The following is a 21,982-nucleotide window of genomic DNA, read 5'->3' on the forward strand; positions in this document are numbered from 1 at the left end:
AGCTCAGCTGGATAGAGTACTCGGCTACGAACCGAGCGGTCGGAGGTTCGAATCCTCCCGGATGCACCATCTTCTCCGAATCAATAGCCACGCTGTTGTTTCAGGGGCTGCGGATTTACCGTAAGCACCAGGGAGGATAACGTTGCTTAAGCAATGGCCCGAAGGGCGAGGCGCAGCCGAGTCATCATCCCGGATGCACCATCTTCTCTGAGATAATCCCCTACTTCCCGTTTTATTTACTTCTTCTTCCCTTAACAATCCTCACTTTCGCCGTCAGCGACAAAATCCCGCCATTACGATAAAATAACGTCTGGTTTCTACGGTTTGCGAGAACACAATGTACGAACGTTATGCGGGTCTGATTTTCGATATGGATGGCACCATCCTGGATACTGAGCCGACACACCGTAAGGCGTGGGACGAAGTATTAGGCCGTTACGGTATGCATTTCGATCTTCAGGCGATGATCGCGCTTAACGGTTCACCGACCTGGCGTATCGCGCAGGCGATCATTGAACTGAACCAGGCGGACCTCGATCCGCACGCATTGGCGCAAGAAAAAACCGCGGCGGTAAAACGCATGTTGCTCGACAGCGTCGAACCCTTGCCGTTGGTCGACGTTGTGAAGGCATGGCATGGTCGTCGTCCGATGGCGGTTGGCACCGGCAGTGAAAGCGCCGTTGCCGAAGCGTTGCTGGCGCACCTGGGCCTGCGTCGTTATTTTGACGCCGTGATTGCCGCTGACCACGTACTGCGCCATAAACCGGCGCCGGATACCTTTCTTCTCTGCGCAGAACGCATGGGCGTGCCTCCGGCTCGCTGTGTGGTATTTGAAGACGCTGATTTTGGCGTGCAGGCAGCACGCGCCGCAGGCATGGATGTCGTGGATGTGCGTTTGCTGTGAGTGACGTACTGTCGCTCTTCTCTTTGTTCGCCAGCAGTTTTCTCAGTGCGACGCTGTTGCCTGGCAACTCTGAGGTCGTTCTGGTTGCCATGCTGCTTTCCGGGATTTCTCATCCCTGGGTCTTAGTCATAACAGCAACAATGGGTAATAGCCTTGGAGGGCTAACTAACGTTATCCTTGGGCGTTTCTTTCCGCTACGCAAAACATCGCGCTGGCAGGAGAAAGCAACAGGCTGGCTTAATCGCTATGGCGCGGTGGCGCTATTATTAAGCTGGATGCCGGTAGTGGGCGATTTACTGTGCCTGTTAGCGGGGTGGATGCGCCTCCCGTGGGGACCAGTGCTCTTTTTTTTATGCCTTGGCAAAGCGCTGCGCTATATTGTCGTCGCGGCTGCAACCATTCAGGGCTCTTTATGGTGGCACTAATTGTGCCTGGAATAGCCTTCAGGGCAACCACTACAATTATGCTAATTAAAACGATTTTGACAGGCGGGAGGTCAATTTGATCCCGGACGTATCACAGGCTCTGACCTGGCTGGAAAGACATCCTCAGGCTCTAAAAGGCATACAGCGCGGGCTGGAGCGCGAAACGCTGCGCGTGAATGCTGACGGTACCCTGGCGACAACGGGGCATCCGGAAGCGCTGGGCTCGGCGCTGACGCATAAATGGATCACCACGGATTTTGCCGAAGCGCTGCTGGAATTCATTACGCCGGTGGACGGTGACATTCAGCATATGCTGACGTTCATGCGCGATCTGCACCGCTACACCGCCAGAAAACTGGGCGATGAGCGCATGTGGCCGCTGAGTATGCCCTGTTACATCGCGGAAGGGCAGGATATCGAACTGGCGCAATACGGCACCTCGAATGTCGGGCGGATGAAAACACTGTACCGCGAAGGGTTGAAAAACCGTTACGGCGCGCTAATGCAGACGATCTCCGGCGTGCATTATAACTTTTCCCTGCCGATGGCGTTCTGGCAGGCGAAGTGCGGCGAGATGGACGGCGAAGCGGCAAAAGAGAAAATCTCGGCTGGCTATTTTCGCCTGATCCGCAACTACTATCGCTTCGGCTGGGTCATTCCGTACCTGTTTGGCGCGTCGCCGGCGATCTGTTCTTCCTTCCTGCAGGGGAAACCGACCACGCTGCCCTTCGAGAAAACCGACTGCGGCATGTACTACCTGCCGTACGCGACCTCGCTGCGTCTGAGCGATCTCGGCTATACCAATAAATCGCAAAGTAATCTCGGTATTACGTTTAACGATCTGCACGACTATGTGGCAGGATTGAAACGCGCGATCAAAACGCCGTCAGAAGAATACGCGGCCATTGGTATCGAGAAAGACGGTAAGCGACTGCAGATCAACAGCAACGTGCTGCAAATCGAAAATGAGCTGTATGCGCCAATCCGTCCCAAACGCGTGACCCGCAGCGGAGAGTCGCCTTCAGACGCACTGCTGCGCGGCGGCATTGAATACATTGAAGTTCGCTCGCTGGATATCAATCCCTTCTCGCCAATTGGCGTTGACGAGCAACAGGTGCGTTTCCTCGATCTGTTCATGGTCTGGTGCGTGCTGGCCGACGCGCCGGAGATGAGCAGCGGCGAGCTGCAGTGTACGCGTACCAACTGGAATCGGGTGATTCTGGAAGGGCGCAAGCCGGGGCTGACGCTGGGGATTGGCTGCGAAACCGCGCAGTTCCCGCTGACGAAAGTCGGAAAAGATCTGTTCCGCGATCTCAAACGCGTAGCGCAAACGCTGGACAGCATTCACGGTGGAGAGGATTATCAGAAAGTGTGCGACGAACTGGTCGCCTGTTTTGATAACCCGGAACTGACGTTTTCGGCGCGGATCCTGCGTTCGATGATCGACAACGGGATTGGCGGCACCGGTAAAGCGCTGGGCGAAGCCTGGCGTAATGTGCTGCGCGAAGAGCCGCTGGAGATCTTGCAGGAAGAAGAGTTTATCGCTGAACGCGAGGCATCTTTACGGCGTCAACATGAGGTGGAAGCGGCGGACAGCGAACCCTTTGAACGCTGGCTGGAAAAACAGGCCTGACAGACAAGAAAAAGGCCACTCGTGAGTGGCCAAAATTTCATCTCTGAAATCAGGGATGATGATAACAAATGCGCGTCTTTCATATACTCAGACTCGCCCCGAAACGAAGAGTTCAGTTTATTTTAAAAAATAATATCGGAGGTGGCTAAATGCCGTTGTTAGATAGCTTCACTGTCGATCATACCCGGATGGAAGCACCTGCCGTCCGCGTTGCGAAAACGATGAACACCCCGCACGGCGACGCAATTACCGTGTTTGACCTGCGTTTCTGCATCCCCAACAAAGAGGTGATGCCGGAGAAAGGGATCCACACGCTGGAGCATCTGTTTGCAGGCTTTATGCGTAATCACCTCAACGGTAACGGCGTTGAGATTATCGACATCTCGCCGATGGGCTGCCGCACCGGGTTTTACATGAGTCTGATCGGTACGCCAGACGAGCAGCGCGTGGCGGATGCGTGGAAAGCAGCGATGGCTGACGTACTGAAAGTGCAGGATCAGAATCAGATCCCGGAACTGAACGTCTATCAATGCGGCACGTACCAGATGCATTCCCTGAGCGAAGCGCAGGAGATTGCCCGCCACATTCTGGAGCGCGACGTTCGCGTCAACAGCAACGAAGAACTGGCGCTGCCGAAAGAAAAATTGCAGGAGCTGCATATCTAGTTGCGTTGCCGGATAGCAAGGCTACGCGCCTTACCCGGTCGACCACGGATAAACGCCGCCCGGCATAAAAAAGGCCAGTTCAGATGAACTGGCCTTTTTAATCAGTGCGCGCCGCCGCCACCGCCACCTGCGCCGAAGGGCGGTTTGGCGAACCAGACCAGGCCAAGCAATATCAGGAAGATGCCTGCCGACATCCAGAAAATCTCGTTGGCTGAGATGATCAGTCCCTGGTTAGTGATCTGCTGGGCGATCCAGCCTGACGCCTGCTGCTGCGTCATCCCCATGCCCTGAAGCTGATCGTACATTGCCTGGGCGTTCGGGTTATACGGGTTCACCGACTCGGTCAACTGCGCATGGTGCATTGATTCCCGATTGGTCCACAGGGTTGTGGTGATCGAGGTGCCAATGGAACCTGCCAGCGTTCGCGTAAAGTTCGACAAACTTGATGCCGCCGCCAGGCGTTCAGGCGGCAGTCCCGACAGCGTGATGGTGGTCAGCGGCATAAAGAAGCAGGCCACCGCGAAGCCCTGGATAAACTGCGGCCAGGCCGAAGCGCCAAAGTCCATTCCCGGCTCAAACGTGTAGGCGCGCCAGTAGAAGCAGACGGCGTACATAATGAAGCTGAACGTCACCAGTCTGCGCATATCCAGCTTATGCGCGAAGCGGCCAATAATCGGCGACAGGATCACCGGGATTATCCCAACGGGCGCCGAGGCCAGACCCGCCCACGTCGCAGTATAGCCGTAGACCTCCTGCAAAAGCTGCGGTAGCAACACAATCGCCCCGAAGTAAAGCATGTAGGCAAGGCTGATACACAAACAGCCGATAGTGAAGTTGCGCGACTTAAAGAGCGAGAGATCGACAATGGGGTTATCGTCGGTCAGCTCCCAGACAATCAGGAAGCTAATGGCGACCACCGCCACCACCGTCAGAATGATGATCTCCTGCGAGGCGAACCAGTCCAGCTCTTTGCCCCGGTCGAGCATAATCTGCAAGCTCCCGATACCCACCACCAACAGCGCCAGACCGATGGCATCAATCCGTCTTTGCTCAGTACGGGTTTCGCGACCGCGCAGGGTTTGCAGCGTCATCAGCACCACCGCGATCCCGATGGGGACGTTGATGAAGAAGATCCAGCCCCAATGGTAGTTGTCACTGATGTAGCCACCCAGAATCGGGCCGCAGATCGGTGCGACGATGACGGTCATCGACCACAGCGCCAGCGCGATAGAACGTTTGGCGGGCGGGTAGTTATTCAGCAGTAAGCTCTGGGAGAGTGGGATCAGCGGCCCGGCGACGATCCCCTGAACCACGCGGAAGAAGATCAGCATGTTCAGGCTGCTGGAGACGCCGCATGCCCACGAGGCGATGGCAAACGCCACCGTAGACCACATGAACAGTTTCACTTCCCCGACGCGCTTCGCCAGCCAGCCCGTAATAGGAATCGAGATGGCGTTCGCCACCCCGAAGGAGGTGATCACCCACGTTCCCTGGCTCAGGGAGGAGCCGAGGTTCCCGGCGATGGTGGGGATCGCCACGTTAGCAATGGTGGAGTCCAGCACCTGCATGAATGTCGCCAGCGACAGCGCAATCGTCATGATGACGAGCTGCGCGCCCTCCAGCGGTTTTTGCTGTTGCATAACACGCACCTCGGAATTAGCCGGCGTTGGCCTGCACAATCTCTTCGATCAGTTTATTCACCGGCGCAAGGTCGATCTCGCGAGCGTTACTTTCCGCAACCGGTGTGCTGCGCACGGTACTTGCCAGTACCTGTCCGTCACGGTTAGCCGTATCGACGGTCACCAGCGTAGATAAACCAATGCGCAGCGGGTGCTGGGCTAACTGCTGCTCGTCCAGTTCGATACGAACCGGTAGACGCTGTACCACTTTGATCCAGTTGCCGGTCGCGTTCTGCGCGGGCAGCAGGGAGAAAGCGCTGCCTGTCCCCATATCGAGACCGACGACCTTACCCGTGTATTTAACGTCATCGCCGTAGATGTCGCTGACCACCGTTGCCGGTTGGCCGATACGCATATGCGCCAGTTGGGTTTCTTTAAAGTTGGCGTCGACCCACAGATTTGTGGCCGGAACAACGGCCATCAACGGCGTTGTCGGGCTGATCTGAGCGCCGGGCTGTACGGCGCGTCGAGAGACATAACCGGTGATCGGGCTAACGATCCGCGTACGTTCAAGCGCCAGCCAGGCATTACGCACTTCGGTCGCCGCCTGCTGAACAGCAGGCTGATCTTCGAGCTTGCTGTTAAGGATCATCGCCTGATTCGCGTTATATTGCTGTATGGCGACGTCAAGCTGCGCCTGGGCGCTGGCAACCGCGTCGCGGGCATGTTGCAGTTCTTCGCGACCAATCAGGTTGGCGTTACCCAGCGGCACGCGACGTTTAAAGTCGCTTTGCGCCTGGGCGAGGGCGGTTTTTTGTACGTCAATGTTCGCCTGCAACTGTTTGCTGTTGATCATCAACTGATGCGTCTGACGAACGCTGGAGGCCAGCGCTGTCTTCGCCTTTTCGAACGCCTGCTTCGCATCCGTCTGGTCGAGGGTGACGAGGACATCGCCCTGTTTGATAAAGTCCGTGTTATCCGCCCAGACTTTCGTCACGCTGCCGGATACCTGCGCCATGATTTGAACCTGGTTCCCTGCCACGTACGCATCATCCGTTTCTTCGAAATGACGCAATACTAAAAACCAATAGATCCCATATGCCACGGCAATAACGATAAAGAGCAAGGTCAGCAGAATCAGCGTACTTTTACGTTTGCTTTTCTTTTTGACCGGTTGCTGCGGGGTTTGCATCTCCGCATTTGCGCTCATGTTGTTCTCCACGATCTTATTTTTTGTCGGCTTGGCCGAACTGTTTATCAGAAAGGCCAGCACGCGCGGGTGCTGGCCAGTCAGTTTTCTTTCTTAATCTGGATTATTGAGCGAGTCGACGCGTTAGCTCAGCGCCTCAAGAATGGCGCCATCCTGGTCCATCTGATCGAGACGCGTCAGAAGCTTACGGGTGATGTGCTCAAGCTGATCTTTTTCTGCGGTGCTAAGGGAGGACCACAGCTGGTGCAGGCAGTGATGCTGCGGCGGTAACACCTCGCGCAGAAATTCGTGGCCTTTTTCGGTCAACTGCAGGTGCAGGCAACGGCGATCGTTGTCGCTTTCGCGGCGTTCGATCCAGCCGCGCTTTTCCAGTTCATCCGCGATACGCGTTGCGTTAGTACGGGACGAACCCAGCGCACAACTCAGTTCAGAAGGCTGAATGCTGTGGTTTTCCTGAGACTCCAGCGTAATCAACGCCATAAACAACGTCTCGTTAATCCCCTGAGCCTTCAGCATTTTATTGCGGTTTTCCAGCAGCTTGCCCTGCATGTGCATGCAAAGACGGGTGAGCAACACTTCCTGATACGGAAAGTCTTCGTGGCGGCTGGCGCGAAACTTTAGCATTTGTTCAATGGGCGTAAACGAACTATCCATTTGGGCATGACCTCATTAATTTCAGCCGATATAGTAACGACAGTGACAAATAAAGTAAATGTATTATTAAAGCAAAATGATTCTTACGGGTTATAAAATCGCCAGCGCCTCTGAGGCTAATCCGTAGCTCAGGGCACCCGACAATGGGGATAGGAAAACGCGGCGGGCAGGTTACTCATGACGGTGGATAAGCTTTCGGTGAATCCTTCCATGCATGGCGCCGGGTTGGGTTCGGAAAGGGGAGTGGGGCTTTCCATAGAAATTTATGCGATATCACCAATGTTAAAATAACCAGGGTAAATGATTGCTATAACCTTAACAGACTGGGGGGCTCCTTAACACCCTAAGGAGCCGAAACAGAGGTAAACGCTCGCTAACCGATTAATTTGCGGCTTCCTGTCGATGAAATCCTCGCCACCAGACCAACAAGTTGAGTACGGCAACGGTGGTTCCCGCCAGGCACACGCCTGCCCATCCGGCATGTTGCCAGGCAGAGGCTGAAACTAACGAACCGGCGGCGCCGCCGATAAAATAGCTGGTCATATAGCCTGCGGTAAGTCGGTTACGGGCATCCGGGTAGAGCCGGTAAATCACCGTCTGGTTGGTAATGTGTACGCCCTGCACCGTGAGATCCAGCACCAGAATCCCGACGATCAATGCCAGTACCGAGGCGTGCCCCAGCCAGATAGCGAGCCAGGAAAGCAGCAGCAACAGCAAACCGTAGGTGGTGGTGAGATGAGAATGTCCCTTATCGGCGAAGCCGCCCGCCGGACGCGCGCCCAGCGCCCCCGCGGCGCCCGCCAGCCCAAACAGGCCTATCATCCCTTCGGAATAGCTGAACGGCGGCGCCGCCAATAAAAAGGCCATTGATGTCCAGAGGATGCTGAAGTTGGCGAAGGTCAGACAACCCAGCAGCGCGCGCGTGCGCAGCAATTTATCGCGGGTAAACAGGCTGAATACCGAACCGAGCAATTGCGGATAATTGAGATGCGTCTCTGACTTCATTTTTGGCAAGCCGCGCCACAGGCGACAGCCATCAGCGCCATAAGTGCAGAGGCTACCCAGAATACGGTGCGCCAGCCGCCGAGACTGGCAAGTAAGCCCGCTACCGTCCGCGCCAGCAGGATACCGAGCAACAATCCGCTCATAATCGTGCCGACCACCTTACCACGCTTGTCCGGTGTGGCGAGGGTCGCCGCCAACGGCACCAGAATCTGGGCGACCACCGAAAACAGTCCGGTTAGCGCGGTGCCGAGGATCATCATCGTCAGCGACTGGCTACTGGCGGTAATGAGCATTCCTCCTGCGGCCAGCAGCGTCATCGAGACAATCAGCGTCCGGCGCTCAAACATATCGCCAAGCGGCACCAAAAACAGCAGGCCGGCGGCATAGCCCAACTGTGCGGCGGTGACAATAAATCCCGCAGAGCTGGCAGATAGAGAGAAATTGTTGGCGATGGTGTCGAGCAGCGGCTGCGCATAATAATTGCTGGCAACCGCCAGGCCCGTCGCTACCGACATAAGCACGATCAGCGCCGGGCTAAGCGGGTGAGTATTTTTTGTCATTATGTTTGTTATCGTCAGTCAGGTGATGATTTCCAGGGGAATCAATCATAGCGGAAGTCAATGATTGTTGGCACATCGCGAGGTGATCGATTGTGCGTTTTTCACGAAGCGTAGGGGGAAACCGGCAAACTGAAGAAAATCGGTCGCGAAAGCGTTCGGTGGCGGCGCGTCGCTCTGTTACCAATGTTCTTTTTCATCACAGGAGATGACGATGAAACTGAGCACGACGTTGACAGGGCTTTCGATATTGATGACCGCCGCAATAGCGCCCGCGTGTGCCGCACCGCAGGCGCATGTGGTATGCGGCTACAGCCACACGCTGGGCGATGACGCCATCATGATGTTTGGTATGCCGAACCAGGCGATGTGGCATGACTTCTTCGGTAATACCCATACCGATGCGGTATCCACTTACCCGACGCTGCGGGCGAAGGAAGAAACCACTTGCGATAATAAAGCGGACAGCTCCGCGTACTGGGCCCCGTCGCTGAAGTTGCCGAACGGGACGGTAGTGCCGCCTGCCTATCAAAAAACCTACTATCAGGCCAAAAATACGACAGAGTATCCGCTGCATCCGTTTCCGGCGGGACTTTCATTGCTGGCGGGCGATCACCACGGCGCGGCGCCAAATCCCCGCATTACTTTTTTGTGCGCCAACGGGAAAGGCTATACCACCAAAGCCGGAGAAGTATGCGGTCTGCGTAAAGCGGGGGACGCGGTACAGTTCAACATTGGCATCCAGTTTCCTGACTGCTGGGACGGTATTCACCTGAAACCCGGTCATGGTATGCCAAACGCCGCCTATGACAGCAACGGTCAGTGTCCGTCCGGCTATCCGGTGAAAATCCCGACGGTAAACATGAACGTGGCGTATGTGATCCCGGGAATTACGTCGCTGGACACCGCAAAAGCGCAGCTTTCTCTCGACCCGATCATGAACGGCGACGAGCGTGAAGAACGCTGGGGAAGCATCTACACCGCACATGCCGACTTTATGAACGGCTGGACGGAGGACGGCGCGCGCTTTATGACGGAACTGTGCATGAACAACGGTATGGACTGCGGGCTGAACGTACCGTATCGCTATGAAAAGGCGGTGGCGACGTGGATCAGCAGCGAGCAGCCGGAGACAGTAACCAATGCGGCGGAAAAGCTGCTGATTCAGGATAACTGGCAAAACGGTGGGCGCACGCATAACCCGGAAACCATGACGCTGGTGAAATTCGCGATCCCGGCGCTACCGGCGGGGCAGGATCCGTCATTGTTTAAATATCGCATCCGTATTTATGGCGGCAAGGTCGAGAGCAACGGCGCGGATCAAATCTTTTTCTACCCGACCAGCAGCGACTGGGATCCGCACAGTGTCACCTGGCAAAATCGCCCGGCCTGTCACTATCGTTCAGATGCCGTGTTGTATCTTAATAACGCGAAAGAATACCGGATGGTGGACGTGGACAAAGCCGTGCGCAAGGCGCTGGCCGAGGGGAAAACGGAAATCGCGTGGTATATCGGCGGCGATCGCCAGGGGAATCATTATCAGTTCAACAATGCAGACTCACGGGAAAGCCTGGTGCTCATGCTGACGGGCTATAAAAAGACGCCGGAGAGATAATTGCCTGTGCCGGATAAGGGGCCTGAGCACCTTATCCGGCAAGAGGTAAACCTTACTTCTGTGCGGCCAGCGCGTCGTTCACCCAGCCGTCAAACTGCTGCTGGTGGGCTTTGATCCAGCCGTCCACATGACCCTGAACGTCGGCTTCTGAGGCTTTACCCGCATGCATCATCGCGTTTTGCGCGTTGATGTCCGCCAGTGGCAGCTTCATGATCGCGAACAGTTTCGCCGCCGCCGGGTTTTTCTCGGCCCAGGCTTTGTTGGCGACGATGTGCATGGTGTTCACCGGGAAGCCATAGTTCGCACCATTAGGCAATTTGGTATCAATGTCCTTCTGCTCGCCTGGCAGGGAAGAGAACGGCACCTGCAGCCAGACCACATCTTTGCCCGGCTTCATAACGTCGCTCACCCAGTATGGCGTCCAGGTATAATACAGAATCGGCTTGCCCTCTTTAAATCGGGTGATGGTGTCGGCCATCATCGCCGCATAGTTACCGTGGCTGACCTCAACGGTTTTTTCCAGATCGAACGCTGTGTTCTGGTGATTAATTACTGCTTCACAGCCCCAGCCCGGCGAGCAGCCCATCATGTTCGCTTTTCCGTCGCCGTTGGTGTCAAAAATCTTTGCAATCTTCGGATCTTTTAACTGGGCGATATTGGTGATGTTGTACTGCTCGGCGGTTTTCTTATCGATCAGATACCCTTGCGCCGCGCCGGTAACAAAGACTCCCTCGCGATAAAACTTCTTGTCGCCGCCTGCTGCGGCATACATATCATCATGCAGCGGCTGCCAGTTCACGGCGGTAAAGGTGGCATCGCCAGAGGCGATGGAGGTGTAGCCGACGTTATAGTCGACCTCGCTCGGCTTGCTGACGGTGTAACCCAGTTTTTCCAGCGCGCGGCTCACCAGCAGCGTCTGGAAGGTTTCTTCGGTGATGGTGCTCTGTACCGGTTGAACGGTAATGCCTTTGCCCGGCAGGTCAGCCGCGAACGTGCTGGTAGAGACAAGGGTGGCAAACGCTGTGGCAAAAAGTACGCTATGTCGCATCGTTGTTCCTTATTTTGTAAATGGGCGGGTAAGTAACCCGACAGGGCCGGTGGTATACCAGCGACGGTTGCCGCGACTGCGGGAATCGCGACCGACGGCCTGAGTCAGGCGGTCAAGAATAATGGCGAGGATCACAATCCCCACCCCGCCGACGGTCGCCAGCCCCATATCGAGACGGCCAATACCGCGCAGCACCATCTGACCCAGACCGCCGACGGCAATCATCGAGGCGATAACCACCATCGACAGCGCCAGCATCAGCGTCTGGTTGACGCCAGCCATAATGGTCGGCATCGCCAGCGGTAACTGAACCTTAAACAGCATCTGCCGCGGGCTGGCGCCGAACGAACGTGATGCCTCGATCAGGTCCGCCGGCACCTGGTTGATGCCAAGAATCGTCAGACGGACAATAGGCGGCAGCGCAAAGATAATGGTCACTACCACGCCTGGCACGTTGCCGATACCGAACAGCATCACAATCGGCACCAGGTACACGAACGCCGGCGTGGTCTGCATGGCGTCGAGCAGTGGCCGGACGATCTTCGCCGCGCGCGGACTGCGCGCCAGCCAGATCCCCATCGGCAGGCCAATCGCCACGCAGAACAGCAGGGCGGTCAGTACCAACGCCAGGGTAATCATCGCCTGCGACCAGGCGCCGATCGCACCGATCGCGATCAGCGAGATCAGCGTCGCCACGCCCATCCCAGCGCCGGAGATCTGCCAGGCGAGCAGGGCGAAAATAACAATCGCTACCGGCGCAGGCATACCCAGCAACAGTTGCTGAAAGCCGTTAAGAATGTAATCCACCGGGACACGTATGCCCTGGAAAACGGGACGGAAATGGGTTACGACCCAGTCGATCCCGTGCGTGACCCAGCTGTCGAGCGGGATCAGGGTTTTATGGAACGGATCCAGAATAGAAAAATGCTCTGGCGCCGGTGCGGGCGCGCTGGTCAGCCAGTCTGCGCCACCGCCGTCGGTCGGCGTGCTGGCCGCCGAGCCCCAGGCGTCGGCGGACTGAGCGGCGCTATCGGCCGCTGGTGCGGTATCCCACGGATTCGATTGATCAGCCATTATTTGCCCCCTCGCGATCTAAAGCCTGTAGCAGCATGCGTTTTGAAATGATGCCGACATACTGTTGTTCTTCATCGACAACCGGCACCGCGCACGGCGCCTGTCCAACATGAGAGAGCAACTCGCTAAGCGGAGTTTGCGCATCAACGGCCAGCGGTTCGTCAATTAACGCGCCTTCGATCCCCTGAGTCTGGCTTAATGCGCTTTTTAATGAGTCGATGGAAACCACACCCACATATTTATTTCCGCGCTCAATTACATAGCCAAATTCCCGGTCTTCATCCTGCAATAATTTCAGTGCCGAACGCGGGCCGAAACCTGGCGTTTTACGAATCAGCCCCACCGGACTGCGACGGGCAATATCTTTCGCGCTAAACACCTGGCTAATATCAACGCCACGGAAGAATGTGCGTACATAATCATTGGCCGGATTATTGAGAATTTCGTCCGGTGTACCGACCTGGACCACTTCGCCATTTTGCATAATGGCGATACGGTCGCCAATGCGCATCGCTTCGTCGAGATCGTGGGAAATAAACACAATTGTGCGCTGATGCTTTGCCTGCAGTTTTACCAGTTCATCCTGCATTTCGGTACGAATTAACGGGTCGAGGGCTGAGAAGGCCTCGTCCATTAATAAAATGTCAGGGTTAATGGCTAAGGCGCGGGCCAGACCAACACGCTGACGCATGCCGCCGGAAAGTTCGTCAGGCCAGGCGTGCGCGTAATTCTCCAGACCGACCTGGCGTAAGGCGTCCAGCGCTTTTTCCCGACGTTCCTCGGCGGAGACGCCGGCTAATTCCATGCCGAAAGCCGTATTATCCAGCACGGTCATATGCGGCATCAGCGCAAATGACTGGAAGACCATCGCAATCTTTTTTCTGCGCACCTCGCGAAGTTCAGCTTCGGATATTTTTGCAATATCCACGCCGTCGATCAGTACCTGTCCGCGGGTGGGTTCAATCAGGCGATTGAGAAGGCGTACCATTGTGGATTTACCCGAACCGGATAATCCCATGATGACAAATATCTCGCCTTCTTCAATGGCCAGACTGGCGTCTTTTACGCCAAGCGATAGCCCTGTTTTTTCCAGAATTTGCTCTTTCGAAAGTCCTTTTTCAATATACTTGAAGGCGCGTTGCGGATGCTCTCCAAATACCTTGTATAGATTCTTAACTTCTAATTTAATTGCCATGCAATAGAAAGATTCCCGTTATTTATTTATGTCGATATGTTACCCGATAGAAATAGTCACTTTTTTCTACCCTAACATACTGAGAATCTGAGACAACCCTGAATGTGTGAATTGGTGAAATAGCCCCAGGGGGAATTTGCCGGAATTCCCCGTGATATAAGGGCTGATCGCAAGTGTAAAAAAATGATATTTGTGGACACGGACAGGCAAAATTCGCCTGAATGAGGAAGCATTCAGGCGAATAAGGCATCAGTGAATGAGTGTAGTTCACTCGACGATATTTGTGTGATAAAAACGCGATCCGTAAAAAATATTTACCCGAAAACTGTCGGGCTATTTTTAAGATAATTTGCGTTAAAAATTCCAGTCTTCATCTTCGGTTTCGACGGCTTTGCCCATGACGTAGGACGAGCCTGAACCGGAGAAAAAGTCATGGTTTTCATCCGCGTTTGGCGACAGCGCCGCGAGAATCGCCGGGTTAACCTCCGCCATCTCTGCCGGAAACAGCGCGTCATAGCCGAGGTTCATCAGCGCCTTATTGGCGTTGTAGCAGAGAAACGCTTTCACGTCCTCCGCCCAGCCGGTGTCGGCATACAGTTCTTCGGTATAGCGGACTTCGTTGTCGTACAGATCCATCAGTAAATCCAGCGCGAAGTTCTTCAGTTCTTCACGCGTCGGTTCCGGCAGTTTCTCCAGCCCTTTCTGGTACTTATAGCCTATGTAATAGCCATGCACCGCCTCGTCGCGGATGATGAGGCGGATCAGATCGGCGGTGTTGGTCAGTTTGCCGCGGCTGGAGAAATACATTGGCAGCCAGAAGCCGGAATAGAACAGAAAAGACTCAAGAAAAACACTGGCAATCTTCTTTTTCAGCGGTTCGCCGTGGGCGTAATGCGCCAGAATAATCTGCGCTTTGCGCTGGAGCGGCGCGTTTTCTTCACTCCACGCGTAGGCGGCATCGACATCTTTCGTCTGACAGAGCGTCGAGAAGATTGAGCTGTAGGAGCGGGCATGCACGGCTTCCATAAAGCTGATGTTCGACAGCACCGCCTCCTCGTGTGGAGTGAGGGAATCGGCCATCAGCGACGGCGCGCCAGCGATATTCTGAATGGTGTCGAGCAGCGTCAGCCCGGTAAAGACGCGGATAGTGAGCTGTTGCTCCGCCGGGCTTAAACTTTGCCATGCCGGAATATCGTTCGACAGCGGCACCTTTTCCGGCAACCAGAAGTTGCTGGTCAGGCGATTCCACACCTCCAGATCTTTGTCATCCTGAATCTTGTTCCAGTTAATGGCGCTCACGCGTGTTAATGTCATTCCGCTCTCCTTACAGTGCGCACGAGACGCAGCCTTCAATTTCAGTGCCTTCCAGCGCCAGTTGGCGCAGCCGGATGTAATACAGCGACTTAATGCCTTTTCGCCAGGCGTAAATCTGCGCTTTGTTAATGTCGCGAGTGGTCGCAGTGTCCGGGAAAAACAGGGTCAGCGACAGCCCCTGATCCACATGGTGCGTCGCTTCGGCATAGGTGTCGATGATTTTTTCCGGGCCGATCTCATACGCATCCTGATACATCGCCAGGTTTTCATTGGTCATAAACGGGGCAGGGTAGTAAACGCGCCCGGTCTTGCCCTCTTTGCGGATCTCCACCTTCGAGACAATCGGATGAATGCTGGAAGTCGCATGATTAATGTACGAAATCGAGCCGGTGGGCGGTACCGCCTGTAAATTCTGGTTGTAAATGCCGTAGCGCATCACGTCGTCGCACAATTGTTGCCACATTTCGCGCGTCGGCAGGGTAATGCCGCTGCGGGCGAACAGCGCGCGAACTTTCTCTGTTTTGGGCTGCCAGTTGCCCTGCAAATACTGGGTGAAATATTCTCCGCTGGCGTAACGCGATTGTGAGAATCCGGCAAAAGTCTGACCGCGCTCTCGCGCCAGCAGCATCGAGGTGTTTAGCGCATGCCAGGTGATGGTGTAGAAGTAAAGATTGGTGAAATCCAGCCCTTCCGGTGAGCCGTAGGCAATGCCTTCGCGCGCCAGATACCCGTGCAGGTTCATTTGCCCAAGCCCGATCGCATGTGACGCGGCGTTGCCCGCCTCTATCGACGGCACGCTACGGATGTGGCTCATATCGGATACCGCTGTCAGGCCGCGGATAGCCGTTTCCACGGTGCGCCCGATGTCTGGCGAATCCATAGTATGAGCGATATTCAGCGAGCCAAGATTGCAGGAAATGTCGTGGCCGACCTGCGCGTAGTCGAGATTTTCATCATAGGTGGAAGCGCTGTTAACCTGCAAAATTTCCGAGCACAGGTTGCTCATATTAATACGGCCAGCAATGGGGTTCGCGCGGTTTACCGTATCCTCAAACATGATGTACGGATAGCCGGATTCGAACTGAATTTCAGCAAGCGTCTGGAAGAAGTCGCGGGCGTTAATGTATGTTTTGCGCACCCGCGCGTCGGCGACCAGCTCATCATAAAGCTCACTTACTGCGATATCGCCGAACGGTTTGCCGTAGATGCGCTCCACGTCATAAGGAGAAAACAGCGCCATTTGCGCGTTCTCTTTTGCCAGCCGAAAGGTCACGTCCGGGATCACCACCCCGAGTGAGAGCGTTTTGATGCGAATTTTTTCATCGGCGTTTTCGCGTTTGGTATCGAGAAAGCGCAGGATATCCGGGTGATGCGCATGCAAATATACTGCCCCCGCCCCCTGACGCGCGCCGAGTTGGTTGGCATAAGAAAACGCGTCTTCCAGCATCTTCATTACCGGGATCACCCCTGAGGACTGATTCTCAATGCGCTTAATCGGCGCGCCCGCTTCCCGCAGGTTAGAGAGCAGAAACGCCACGCCGCCGCCGCGTTTTGATAGCTGGAGCGCGGCGTTCACCGCCCGGCCAATCGATTCCATATTGTCTTCGATGCGCAGCAGGAAGCAGGAAACCAGTTCGCCACGCTGCTGTTTTCCACAGTTTAAAAAGGTCGGCGTGGCGGGCTGAAAGCGCCCCGAGAGCATTTCGTCGGTTAGCCGCGTGGCCAGCGTTTCATCCCCCTGAGCGAGCGTCAACGCCACCATCACCACCCGGTCTTCAAAGTCTTCCAGATAGCGTTTGCCATCGAAGGTTTTCAGCGTATAGCTGGTGTAAAACTTCCACGCCCCGAGAAAGGTTTGAAAGCGAAAACCGCTGGCGTGGGCGTGGGCAAACAAATCCAGCACGAACCGGCGATCGTAGCGGCTCAACACGCCGCTATCGTAATAGCCTTCGTTAACGAGCGTGTCGAGTCGTTCCTGCTGGCTGCTAAACGTCACGGCGTTAGGGCGAACGTGGGCGGCGAAAAAAGCATCCACCGCCTCGCTGTCTTTTTCGAACTGAATACGGCCTGCTTTATCGTACAGATTGAGCATCGCGTTCAGCGCGTGGTAGTCCCGTTTTTCCTGCATTACGCGTTCTGCGGTTGTCGTTGCCAAAATTCGCTTACTCCTTTTCGGACGTTCTCAATGTCGGCTGGCGTACCCATTAGCTCAAAGCGATAAAGCCAGGGAACGGCGCATTTTTGGGCGATCACGTCGCCTGCGCGACCGTAGGCTTCACCAAAGTTGCGGTTGCCCGAGGCAATGACGCCGCGAATGAGCGCCCGGTTGTGTTCATCGTTTAAAAAGCGGATCACCTGCCGGGGGACCGCCCCCGCCGTACCGCCGCCCCCGTAGGAGGGCACTACCAGAATGTACGGCTCGTCTACCCGGATACGCTCGCGTTCATTCAGCGGAATGCGAATGGCGGGCAGCCCCAGACGCAGGATAAAACGGTGCGTATTTTCGGAGCTGCTGGAGAAGTAGACGAGCGGGTTCATGCGCTGGCCACGCGTGGTTCCGGATGCAGGCGGTTGATCATGTCCGGGCGGAATCCCGACCAACTGATGTCTCCTGCAATGACGACTGGCAGTTGGCGAAAGCCCTGTGCGCGCAGCGTATCCGCAGCGTCGGGTTCCAGGTCGACATTTACCATCTCAAAGTCAAAGCCCCGGCTTTCCATCGCCCGTTTCGTGGCGTGGCATTGAACACAGTCATTGCGAGTGTAAATAGTAATGCGCATGATTCGTATTTCCATTTAAAATGAAAAGAACGGCGCGATGTGACGCGTCGGTTGAGTGTGAGTTGATAAAGGGAATACTAGATGTAGTTGAAATAAGTTTCAACCATACAAGATATGGGAAATTCCGATTGATGGTGGTCCTGATGATGAGCTCAGCGGGAATGGGCTGCTATGGGCGCAAGTGAGTCGAATGGCGGTAGAGCAACGGGGGGAAATCTTATCCGGCCCACTGTGCAGGCAGGCCGGACAAGCGTCACGCGGTTAGCGACGCAGGCTTAACAGCGCGCCAACAAAGATCCCAATGGCCGCCGCCGTTCCGACGCTGCACCACGGTTTCTCACGTACAAAGGTATCGGCGCAGCCAACGGCGTCACGTGCCGCTTGCGAAACGCGGGTACGACCCTGCATCCGCGCGCGGGTCTCTTTCAGCAGCGCCTGCGCTTTACGCCGCGCGGCTTCCGCTTCGTCCTTCGCATCGCTACCCCATGACTTCAGCACGGCTTCCAGGCTATCCGCTAACTGGTTGACGTCATTATGAATATCCTGCACGCCTTCATCTACATCGTTGCGGTTCGGTCTGTTAAACATATGATCCTCCAGTGATTTCGATGTCGCTTTTCAGTTTAGTTCATATTTTTAACTTCTGAGACGCATCACGGCGTTATCGCGTGTTTATGGACTTTTCTGAAAGCGTTGCTAATGCTGAATCAGGTAAGGTAAGCCCGCAGTAAAAGATAACGAGGAAAATATATGTATTTACGACCTGACGAGGTGGCGCGCGTACTTGAAAAAGTGGGGTTTACCGTCGATGTGGTGACACAGAAAGCGTACGGTTATCGACGTGGCGAAAATTATGTTTATGTGAATCGTGAAGCGCGCATGGGACGCACGGCGCTGGTGATTCATCCTACCCTGAAAGAGCGCAGTTCATCGCTGGCGGAACCTGCCTCGGAAATAAAAACCTGCGATCATTACCAGCATTTTCCGCTTTATTTAGCCGGCGAGACCCATGAACATTACGGTATTCCGCACGGCTTTAGTTCGCGTATTGCGCTTGAGCGATATTTAAATGGGCTGTTTGGCGAGGCTAAATAATTGAGCGACTGGCAAGGCCAGTCGCTCACGCTTCAGGCTTTGATCTGTTGGTAACGGCTAACCCGAAACAGCCGGCGGCAGTAATCGAGAAAATAGCCATACACCGCCCCCATCATCATTGATACCACGATATTCGAACTCACCGCTGCTGTAATCTGGTGCCAGTCTGCACCCACTGTCAGCAGGATCGCTACGTATACCGGCGACTGAAAGGTTACATACGCCAGCACATCCGCCAGATTTTTCATCCAGCCCGCGGTGCTTAAACGGCGCGCGCCTTTCATAAACAGATCGCGATACATACCGTACGGCCAGGCGATCAGAATATTAACCGGAATAGCGACCAGTCGCGATGACAGAGACTGTTCAAAGGTCATCCCGGAAAGAAAGATCTCAATCAACATGTTCACAACAGAACAATAAACAACCATCGCAAACGTGTCAGCGACGGCATGACGTAAGCGTGACTGCGGTGAGAACATGCTAATGCTCCTGTCAAAAGAGGATAAAATCGATAGCAAACAAGCTTTGTGTAGTGGTTTTGGGCGGTGTTTTCGCTTAATGATAGATTATATGGCTGCCTTGTAACTATCAACTAGAGAAATCTTTTTATTTTGTGGCTTTTTGTCGATAAAATACTCTGCGGCGGCGCGTTTAGCGCGTTGCGTGGAGTTTTCGTTGTTCATAGAGTGGAAATCATTAAAAATCAGTGGGTTATTATAAAATGCCTGACGGCAAAGTTTGTTATAAGCGAAAATTTGACAAAGGTAGCGCCTGAGCTTATTCCGCTAGCGCATACGGCGCGCTAAAAATTAGCCTGAATATAATTCAGAAAGCATTAAAGAATAGGGTGATGGGCACGCCAGAGAATGAGAACGGAATAATACCCGTGGTATTATTACCTCTGGAAAATGATTTTATGATCGAATACACTACCCGGCGTAATACATATGTTTTAGCGTTATAAGGTTTTAATTATTATGAATGTGATGTTACATAACTTAAATAATATTCGCACATTACGCGCAATGGCCCGCGAATTCTCCATTGACGTCCTTGAAGAAATGCTCGAGAAATTCAGGGTGGTCACTAAAGAAAGACGCGAAGAAGAAGAACAGTTACAGCGTGAACGTCAGGAACAGCAGGAGAAAATTAAGACGTGGCTGGAACTGCTGAAAGCCGAGGGAATTAACCCGGAGGAGTTATTTGCCGGTGAAAAAGCGAACGTGCGCGTGACTAAAAAACGTCAACCGCGCCCGGCGAAATATCGCTTTACCGATGTAAATGGCGAAAGCAAAACCTGGACCGGCCAGGGGCGTACGCCGAAACCGATCGCCAAAGCGCTGGCGGAAGGAAAATCCCTCGACGATTTCCTGATCTAATCACAACGGCGGTGAGACAATGCTCACCGCTTATTTCACTCAGGCGCGTGCGCGCGACGATTCCACGGCATTTTATCAAGCAGGCGCGCCATGCCGCAAAAGCCGGTTAATCCGGCAAAGACTAATCCCGCGCCGACAAAGCCGCTCAGCAGAAAAAAGCCGCTGCTCAGGGTATAGCCCAGCACCACGCCTGCCAGCGTCAGCCCGCCTGCGGCGATCTGCACCTGACGCATCAAAGGCAACGGCTGCGATTTATCTTCCACTGTCGGTAATCCGGCGTTTTTCCAGCCCTCGATCCCCCCCTCAAGCAGCCAGGCTTCTGCCGGCGCGGCGACAGCTTCCAGCCTTGCCGCGTTGTTTTGCGTGCGCTTGCCCGACTGGCAGTGAAAGATAATCTGCTCGCTTCGCAGCAGCGCGGGTAAACCGTGTTGCTCCAGCGTGGGCAACGGGGCGAGCGCCGCCTGCGGTATGTGTTCACGCAGATATTCGTCGGCGTCGCGAACGTCAATCAGTTTTGCGCCTGCGGCGATACGCGCCTGCGCTTCACGCGCGGTAAGTGTCCCGATAGCCATGTTCACTCCTTATGGACAATAAAGGTTTTTTAGTGTGGCAATGAGTGCATTCACCGCCGTGTTCTTAATGGAATAGAGAATACGCTGGGCGTCGCGCTGACTGTCGATAAGCCCTTCATCGCGCATTCGCGTCAGATGCTGAGAGGTGGCTGACGCGCTAAGCCCTGTGATGCGCGCCAGCTCGCCCGCACTGGTGCCAGGTGAACCGCAGAGCATGCACAGGATCAGCAAACGTTTAGGGTTGCTCATTGCTTTAAGCAGGGCCGCCGCCTGTTCAGCGCTGGCCTGAAGCTGTTCAAGATCGTTCATGGTTAATTTAGTTTTTGCTAAGTTAAGTAGATTCTAAAGTAATGGTAAAAAGAGCGCCAGTGTAAAGAGCGTAAAAGAGGGTAAAAGCGAAAGGCGAAACTGGCGGGTTGGCGTAAAATTACTATGCTTAGAGATAAAATCTCTTTTTAAACAAAGATTAATTTGCATGTATGGAGTGTGTATGGGTTTCTGGAGAATTGTATTTACCATTATTTTACCGCCGCTTGGCGTTCTGTTAGGTAAGGGGTTTGGCTGGGCCTTTATTCTGAATATTGTGCTGACCCTGCTGGGCTATATCCCGGGTCTGATCCACGCCTTCTGGGTGCAAACCCGTAGCTAAGATCTTTCTTAACCTGTTACCCGCCCGGGGCATTCTGCCAGCCGGGCTTCGTTTTTTAATGGCTTTCGGAATTTTAAGCGAAACTTTCTGCTACACTTCGGGTGTGTTTATTGCAAACAATCGAGGTGAATATGGGACTTTTCAACTTTGTAAAAGACGCTGGCGAGAAACTTTGGGATGCCGTAACCGGTAATCACGATAAAGACGATTTAGCGAAAAAAGTACAGGATCACCTGAACAAAACCGGTATTCCGGATGCCGATAAAGTGAATGTGCAAATTGCCGACGGTAAAGCGACGGTAACCGGCGACGGCCTGAGTCAGGAAGCGAAAGAAAAAATCCTGATTGCGGTCGGGAATATTTCCGGTATTGGTAGCGTAGAAGATCAGGTGAAAACCGCCGCGCCCGCCGCGGAAAGTCAGTTCTATACGGTGAAATCCGGCGACACCTTAAGCGCTATTTCTAAACAGGTATATGGTAACGCTAATCTGTATAATAAAATCTTCGAAGCGAATAAGCCGATGCTGAGCAGCCCGGATAAAATTTATCCCGGACAGGTTCTGCGTATTCCGGAAGAATAAAAGCA

23 protein-coding genes and 1 pseudogene are annotated in these 21,982 nt (G+C 54.4%); 9 read left to right on the forward strand and 15 right to left on the reverse strand.

What is annotated here, in order from left to right:
* The first annotated feature begins 337 nt into the window (after window positions 1–337).
* From yqaB to luxS, 4 genes are all read left to right on the forward strand, one after another.
* Complete coding sequence (gene yqaB, locus OGY07_RS12580) at window positions 338–904, forward strand: fructose-1-phosphate/6-phosphogluconate phosphatase (RefSeq protein WP_181822644.1); 567 nt, start codon at window positions 338–340, stop codon at window positions 902–904.
* Window positions 901–1,329, forward strand: coding sequence for a YqaA family protein (locus OGY07_RS12585; protein WP_042288542.1), 429 nt, complete (start codon window positions 901–903; stop codon window positions 1,327–1,329). The genes yqaB and OGY07_RS12585 overlap by 4 nt, the downstream gene beginning before the upstream one ends.
* Before the next feature lie 76 nt (window positions 1,330–1,405).
* Window positions 1,406–2,962, forward strand: coding sequence for a glutamate--cysteine ligase (gshA, locus tag OGY07_RS12590; protein WP_286600924.1), 1,557 nt, complete (start codon window positions 1,406–1,408; stop codon window positions 2,960–2,962).
* A 149-nt stretch (window positions 2,963–3,111) separates the two neighbouring features.
* Window positions 3,112–3,627 carry an S-ribosylhomocysteine lyase gene (luxS, locus tag OGY07_RS12595; RefSeq protein ID WP_060569134.1) on the forward strand — a complete coding sequence of 172 codons (516 nt, stop codon included), beginning with the start codon at window positions 3,112–3,114 and terminating at the stop codon, window positions 3,625–3,627.
* Between the two features lie 101 nt (window positions 3,628–3,728).
* Here the strand turns inward: luxS and emrB are convergent, their stop codons facing one another.
* The 4 genes and pseudogenes from emrB to OGY07_RS12615 all read right to left on the reverse strand — a co-directional run bounded on the left by emrB (window position 3,729) and on the right by OGY07_RS12615 (window position 8,675).
* The gene (emrB, locus tag OGY07_RS12600; protein WP_042288532.1) at window positions 3,729–5,267 is read right to left on the reverse strand and encodes a multidrug efflux MFS transporter permease subunit EmrB; all 1,539 of its coding nucleotides are present in this window, start codon (window positions 5,265–5,267) and stop codon (window positions 3,729–3,731) included.
* A gap of 16 nt (window positions 5,268–5,283) precedes the next feature.
* Entirely contained in the window at window positions 5,284–6,456 is a 1,173-nt protein-coding gene (gene emrA / locus OGY07_RS12605) for a multidrug efflux MFS transporter periplasmic adaptor subunit EmrA (RefSeq protein ID WP_042289046.1), read from the reverse strand.
* A 123-nt stretch (window positions 6,457–6,579) separates the two neighbouring features.
* Window positions 6,580–7,110: a transcriptional repressor MprA gene (mprA, locus tag OGY07_RS12610; protein ID WP_042288528.1), complete on the reverse strand. Its 531-nt coding sequence runs from the start codon at window positions 7,108–7,110 to the stop codon at window positions 6,580–6,582.
* A gap of 381 nt (window positions 7,111–7,491) precedes the next feature.
* Window positions 7,492–8,675: pseudogene (locus OGY07_RS12615) on the reverse strand (MFS transporter).
* A gap of 211 nt (window positions 8,676–8,886) precedes the next feature.
* On the opposite strand from OGY07_RS12615, the gene OGY07_RS12620 reads away from it, so the two are divergent.
* Window positions 8,887–10,287, forward strand: a complete 1,401-nt coding sequence (locus OGY07_RS12620; RefSeq protein ID WP_286600927.1) for a DUF1996 domain-containing protein — start codon at window positions 8,887–8,889, stop codon at window positions 10,285–10,287.
* Window positions 10,288–10,339: 52 nt separating this feature from the next.
* On the opposite strand, the gene proX is transcribed toward OGY07_RS12620, so the two are convergent.
* From proX to OGY07_RS12660, 8 genes are all read right to left on the reverse strand, one after another.
* The gene (gene proX / locus OGY07_RS12625) at window positions 10,340–11,335 is read right to left on the reverse strand and encodes a glycine betaine/L-proline ABC transporter substrate-binding protein ProX (RefSeq protein ID WP_042288521.1); all 996 of its coding nucleotides are present in this window, start codon (window positions 11,333–11,335) and stop codon (window positions 10,340–10,342) included.
* A 9-nt stretch (window positions 11,336–11,344) separates the two neighbouring features.
* Complete coding sequence (proW, locus tag OGY07_RS12630) at window positions 11,345–12,409, reverse strand: glycine betaine/L-proline ABC transporter permease ProW (protein ID WP_286600930.1); 1,065 nt, start codon at window positions 12,407–12,409, stop codon at window positions 11,345–11,347.
* Complete coding sequence (gene proV, locus OGY07_RS12635) at window positions 12,402–13,604, reverse strand: glycine betaine/L-proline ABC transporter ATP-binding protein ProV (RefSeq protein WP_060569138.1); 1,203 nt, start codon at window positions 13,602–13,604, stop codon at window positions 12,402–12,404. Before proV ends, proW begins: the two co-directional genes overlap by 8 nt.
* A gap of 354 nt (window positions 13,605–13,958) precedes the next feature.
* The gene (gene nrdF / locus OGY07_RS12640) at window positions 13,959–14,918 is read right to left on the reverse strand and encodes a class 1b ribonucleoside-diphosphate reductase subunit beta (RefSeq protein WP_042288515.1); all 960 of its coding nucleotides are present in this window, start codon (window positions 14,916–14,918) and stop codon (window positions 13,959–13,961) included.
* Window positions 14,919–14,928: 10 nt separating this feature from the next.
* Window positions 14,929–17,073: a class 1b ribonucleoside-diphosphate reductase subunit alpha gene (nrdE, locus tag OGY07_RS12645; RefSeq protein ID WP_286600935.1), complete on the reverse strand. Its 2,145-nt coding sequence runs from the start codon at window positions 17,071–17,073 to the stop codon at window positions 14,929–14,931.
* Window positions 17,046–17,456 carry a class Ib ribonucleoside-diphosphate reductase assembly flavoprotein NrdI gene (nrdI, locus tag OGY07_RS12650; protein WP_042288511.1) on the reverse strand — a complete coding sequence of 137 codons (411 nt, stop codon included), beginning with the start codon at window positions 17,454–17,456 and terminating at the stop codon, window positions 17,046–17,048. Before nrdI ends, nrdE begins: the two co-directional genes overlap by 28 nt.
* On the reverse strand, window positions 17,453–17,698 hold the full coding sequence (gene nrdH / locus OGY07_RS12655; protein WP_042288508.1) for a glutaredoxin-like protein NrdH: 246 nt from the start codon (window positions 17,696–17,698) through the stop codon (window positions 17,453–17,455). The genes nrdI and nrdH overlap by 4 nt, the downstream gene beginning before the upstream one ends.
* 261 nt (window positions 17,699–17,959) lie before the next feature.
* Window positions 17,960–18,286, reverse strand: coding sequence for an ElaB/YgaM/YqjD family protein (locus tag OGY07_RS12660; RefSeq protein ID WP_042288505.1), 327 nt, complete (start codon window positions 18,284–18,286; stop codon window positions 17,960–17,962).
* A 162-nt stretch (window positions 18,287–18,448) separates the two neighbouring features.
* Here OGY07_RS12660 and OGY07_RS12665 point away from each other — a divergent pair, with 162 nt between their 5' ends.
* Entirely contained in the window at window positions 18,449–18,793 is a 345-nt protein-coding gene (locus tag OGY07_RS12665; RefSeq protein WP_042288502.1) for a DUF2002 family protein, read from the forward strand.
* 32 nt (window positions 18,794–18,825) lie between these two features.
* On the opposite strand, the gene alaE is transcribed toward OGY07_RS12665, so the two are convergent.
* Window positions 18,826–19,275 carry an L-alanine exporter AlaE gene (gene alaE, locus OGY07_RS12670; RefSeq protein WP_042288498.1) on the reverse strand — a complete coding sequence of 150 codons (450 nt, stop codon included), beginning with the start codon at window positions 19,273–19,275 and terminating at the stop codon, window positions 18,826–18,828.
* 498 nt (window positions 19,276–19,773) lie between these two features.
* Here alaE and stpA point away from each other — a divergent pair, with 498 nt between their 5' ends.
* A complete protein-coding gene (gene stpA / locus OGY07_RS12675) occupies window positions 19,774–20,175 on the forward strand; it encodes a DNA-binding protein StpA (RefSeq protein ID WP_042288495.1) in 402 nt (133 codons plus the stop codon).
* A 35-nt stretch (window positions 20,176–20,210) separates the two neighbouring features.
* Here stpA and OGY07_RS12680 read toward each other — a convergent pair whose 3' ends face one another.
* Entirely contained in the window at window positions 20,211–20,747 is a 537-nt protein-coding gene (locus OGY07_RS12680; RefSeq protein WP_286600940.1) for a rhodanese family protein, read from the reverse strand.
* A 9-nt stretch (window positions 20,748–20,756) separates the two neighbouring features.
* Window positions 20,757–21,056: an ArsR/SmtB family transcription factor gene (locus OGY07_RS12685; RefSeq protein ID WP_200035391.1), complete on the reverse strand. Its 300-nt coding sequence runs from the start codon at window positions 21,054–21,056 to the stop codon at window positions 20,757–20,759.
* A gap of 181 nt (window positions 21,057–21,237) precedes the next feature.
* Between OGY07_RS12685 and OGY07_RS12690 the strand changes: the two genes are divergently transcribed.
* Complete coding sequence (locus tag OGY07_RS12690) at window positions 21,238–21,396, forward strand: YqaE/Pmp3 family membrane protein (protein ID WP_042288486.1); 159 nt, start codon at window positions 21,238–21,240, stop codon at window positions 21,394–21,396.
* 131 nt (window positions 21,397–21,527) lie between these two features.
* Entirely contained in the window at window positions 21,528–21,977 is a 450-nt protein-coding gene (gene lysM, locus OGY07_RS12695; protein WP_042288484.1) for a peptidoglycan-binding protein LysM, read from the forward strand.
* Window positions 21,978–21,982: the final 5 nt, after the last annotated feature.

It is taken from the genome of Citrobacter sp. Cs237, assembly GCF_030332325.1.
Taxonomy (GTDB): domain Bacteria; phylum Pseudomonadota; class Gammaproteobacteria; order Enterobacterales; family Enterobacteriaceae; genus Citrobacter_A; species Citrobacter_A sedlakii.

Coding starts and splice junctions, on each gene's coding strand:
- yqaB (WP_181822644.1), top strand. CDS start 338: ATGTACGAACGTTATGCGGGTCTGATTTTCGATATGGATGGCACCATC.
- luxS (WP_060569134.1), top strand. CDS start 3,112: ATGCCGTTGTTAGATAGCTTCACTGTCGATCATACCCGGATGGAAGCA.
- emrB (WP_042288532.1), bottom strand. CDS start 5,267: ATGCAACAGCAAAAACCGCTGGAGGGCGCGCAGCTCGTCATCATGACG.
- emrA (WP_042289046.1), bottom strand. CDS start 6,456: ATGAGCGCAAATGCGGAGATGCAAACCCCGCAGCAACCGGTCAAAAAG.
- mprA (WP_042288528.1), bottom strand. CDS start 7,110: ATGGATAGTTCGTTTACGCCCATTGAACAAATGCTAAAGTTTCGCGCC.
- OGY07_RS12620 (WP_286600927.1), top strand. CDS start 8,887: ATGAAACTGAGCACGACGTTGACAGGGCTTTCGATATTGATGACCGCC.
- proX (WP_042288521.1), bottom strand. CDS start 11,335: ATGCGACATAGCGTACTTTTTGCCACAGCGTTTGCCACCCTTGTCTCT.
- proW (WP_286600930.1), bottom strand. CDS start 12,409: ATGGCTGATCAATCGAATCCGTGGGATACCGCACCAGCGGCCGATAGC.
- proV (WP_060569138.1), bottom strand. CDS start 13,604: ATGGCAATTAAATTAGAAGTTAAGAATCTATACAAGGTATTTGGAGAG.
- nrdF (WP_042288515.1), bottom strand. CDS start 14,918: ATGACATTAACACGCGTGAGCGCCATTAACTGGAACAAGATTCAGGAT.
- nrdI (WP_042288511.1), bottom strand. CDS start 17,456: ATGAACCCGCTCGTCTACTTCTCCAGCAGCTCCGAAAATACGCACCGT.
- nrdH (WP_042288508.1), bottom strand. CDS start 17,698: ATGCGCATTACTATTTACACTCGCAATGACTGTGTTCAATGCCACGCC.
- OGY07_RS12660 (WP_042288505.1), bottom strand. CDS start 18,286: ATGTTTAACAGACCGAACCGCAACGATGTAGATGAAGGCGTGCAGGAT.
- OGY07_RS12665 (WP_042288502.1), top strand. CDS start 18,449: ATGTATTTACGACCTGACGAGGTGGCGCGCGTACTTGAAAAAGTGGGG.
- alaE (WP_042288498.1), bottom strand. CDS start 19,275: ATGTTCTCACCGCAGTCACGCTTACGTCATGCCGTCGCTGACACGTTT.
- stpA (WP_042288495.1), top strand. CDS start 19,774: ATGAATGTGATGTTACATAACTTAAATAATATTCGCACATTACGCGCA.
- OGY07_RS12680 (WP_286600940.1), bottom strand. CDS start 20,747: ATGGCTATCGGGACACTTACCGCGCGTGAAGCGCAGGCGCGTATCGCC.
- OGY07_RS12685 (WP_200035391.1), bottom strand. CDS start 21,056: ATGAACGATCTTGAACAGCTTCAGGCCAGCGCTGAACAGGCGGCGGCC.
- OGY07_RS12690 (WP_042288486.1), top strand. CDS start 21,238: ATGGGTTTCTGGAGAATTGTATTTACCATTATTTTACCGCCGCTTGGC.
- lysM (WP_042288484.1), top strand. CDS start 21,528: ATGGGACTTTTCAACTTTGTAAAAGACGCTGGCGAGAAACTTTGGGAT.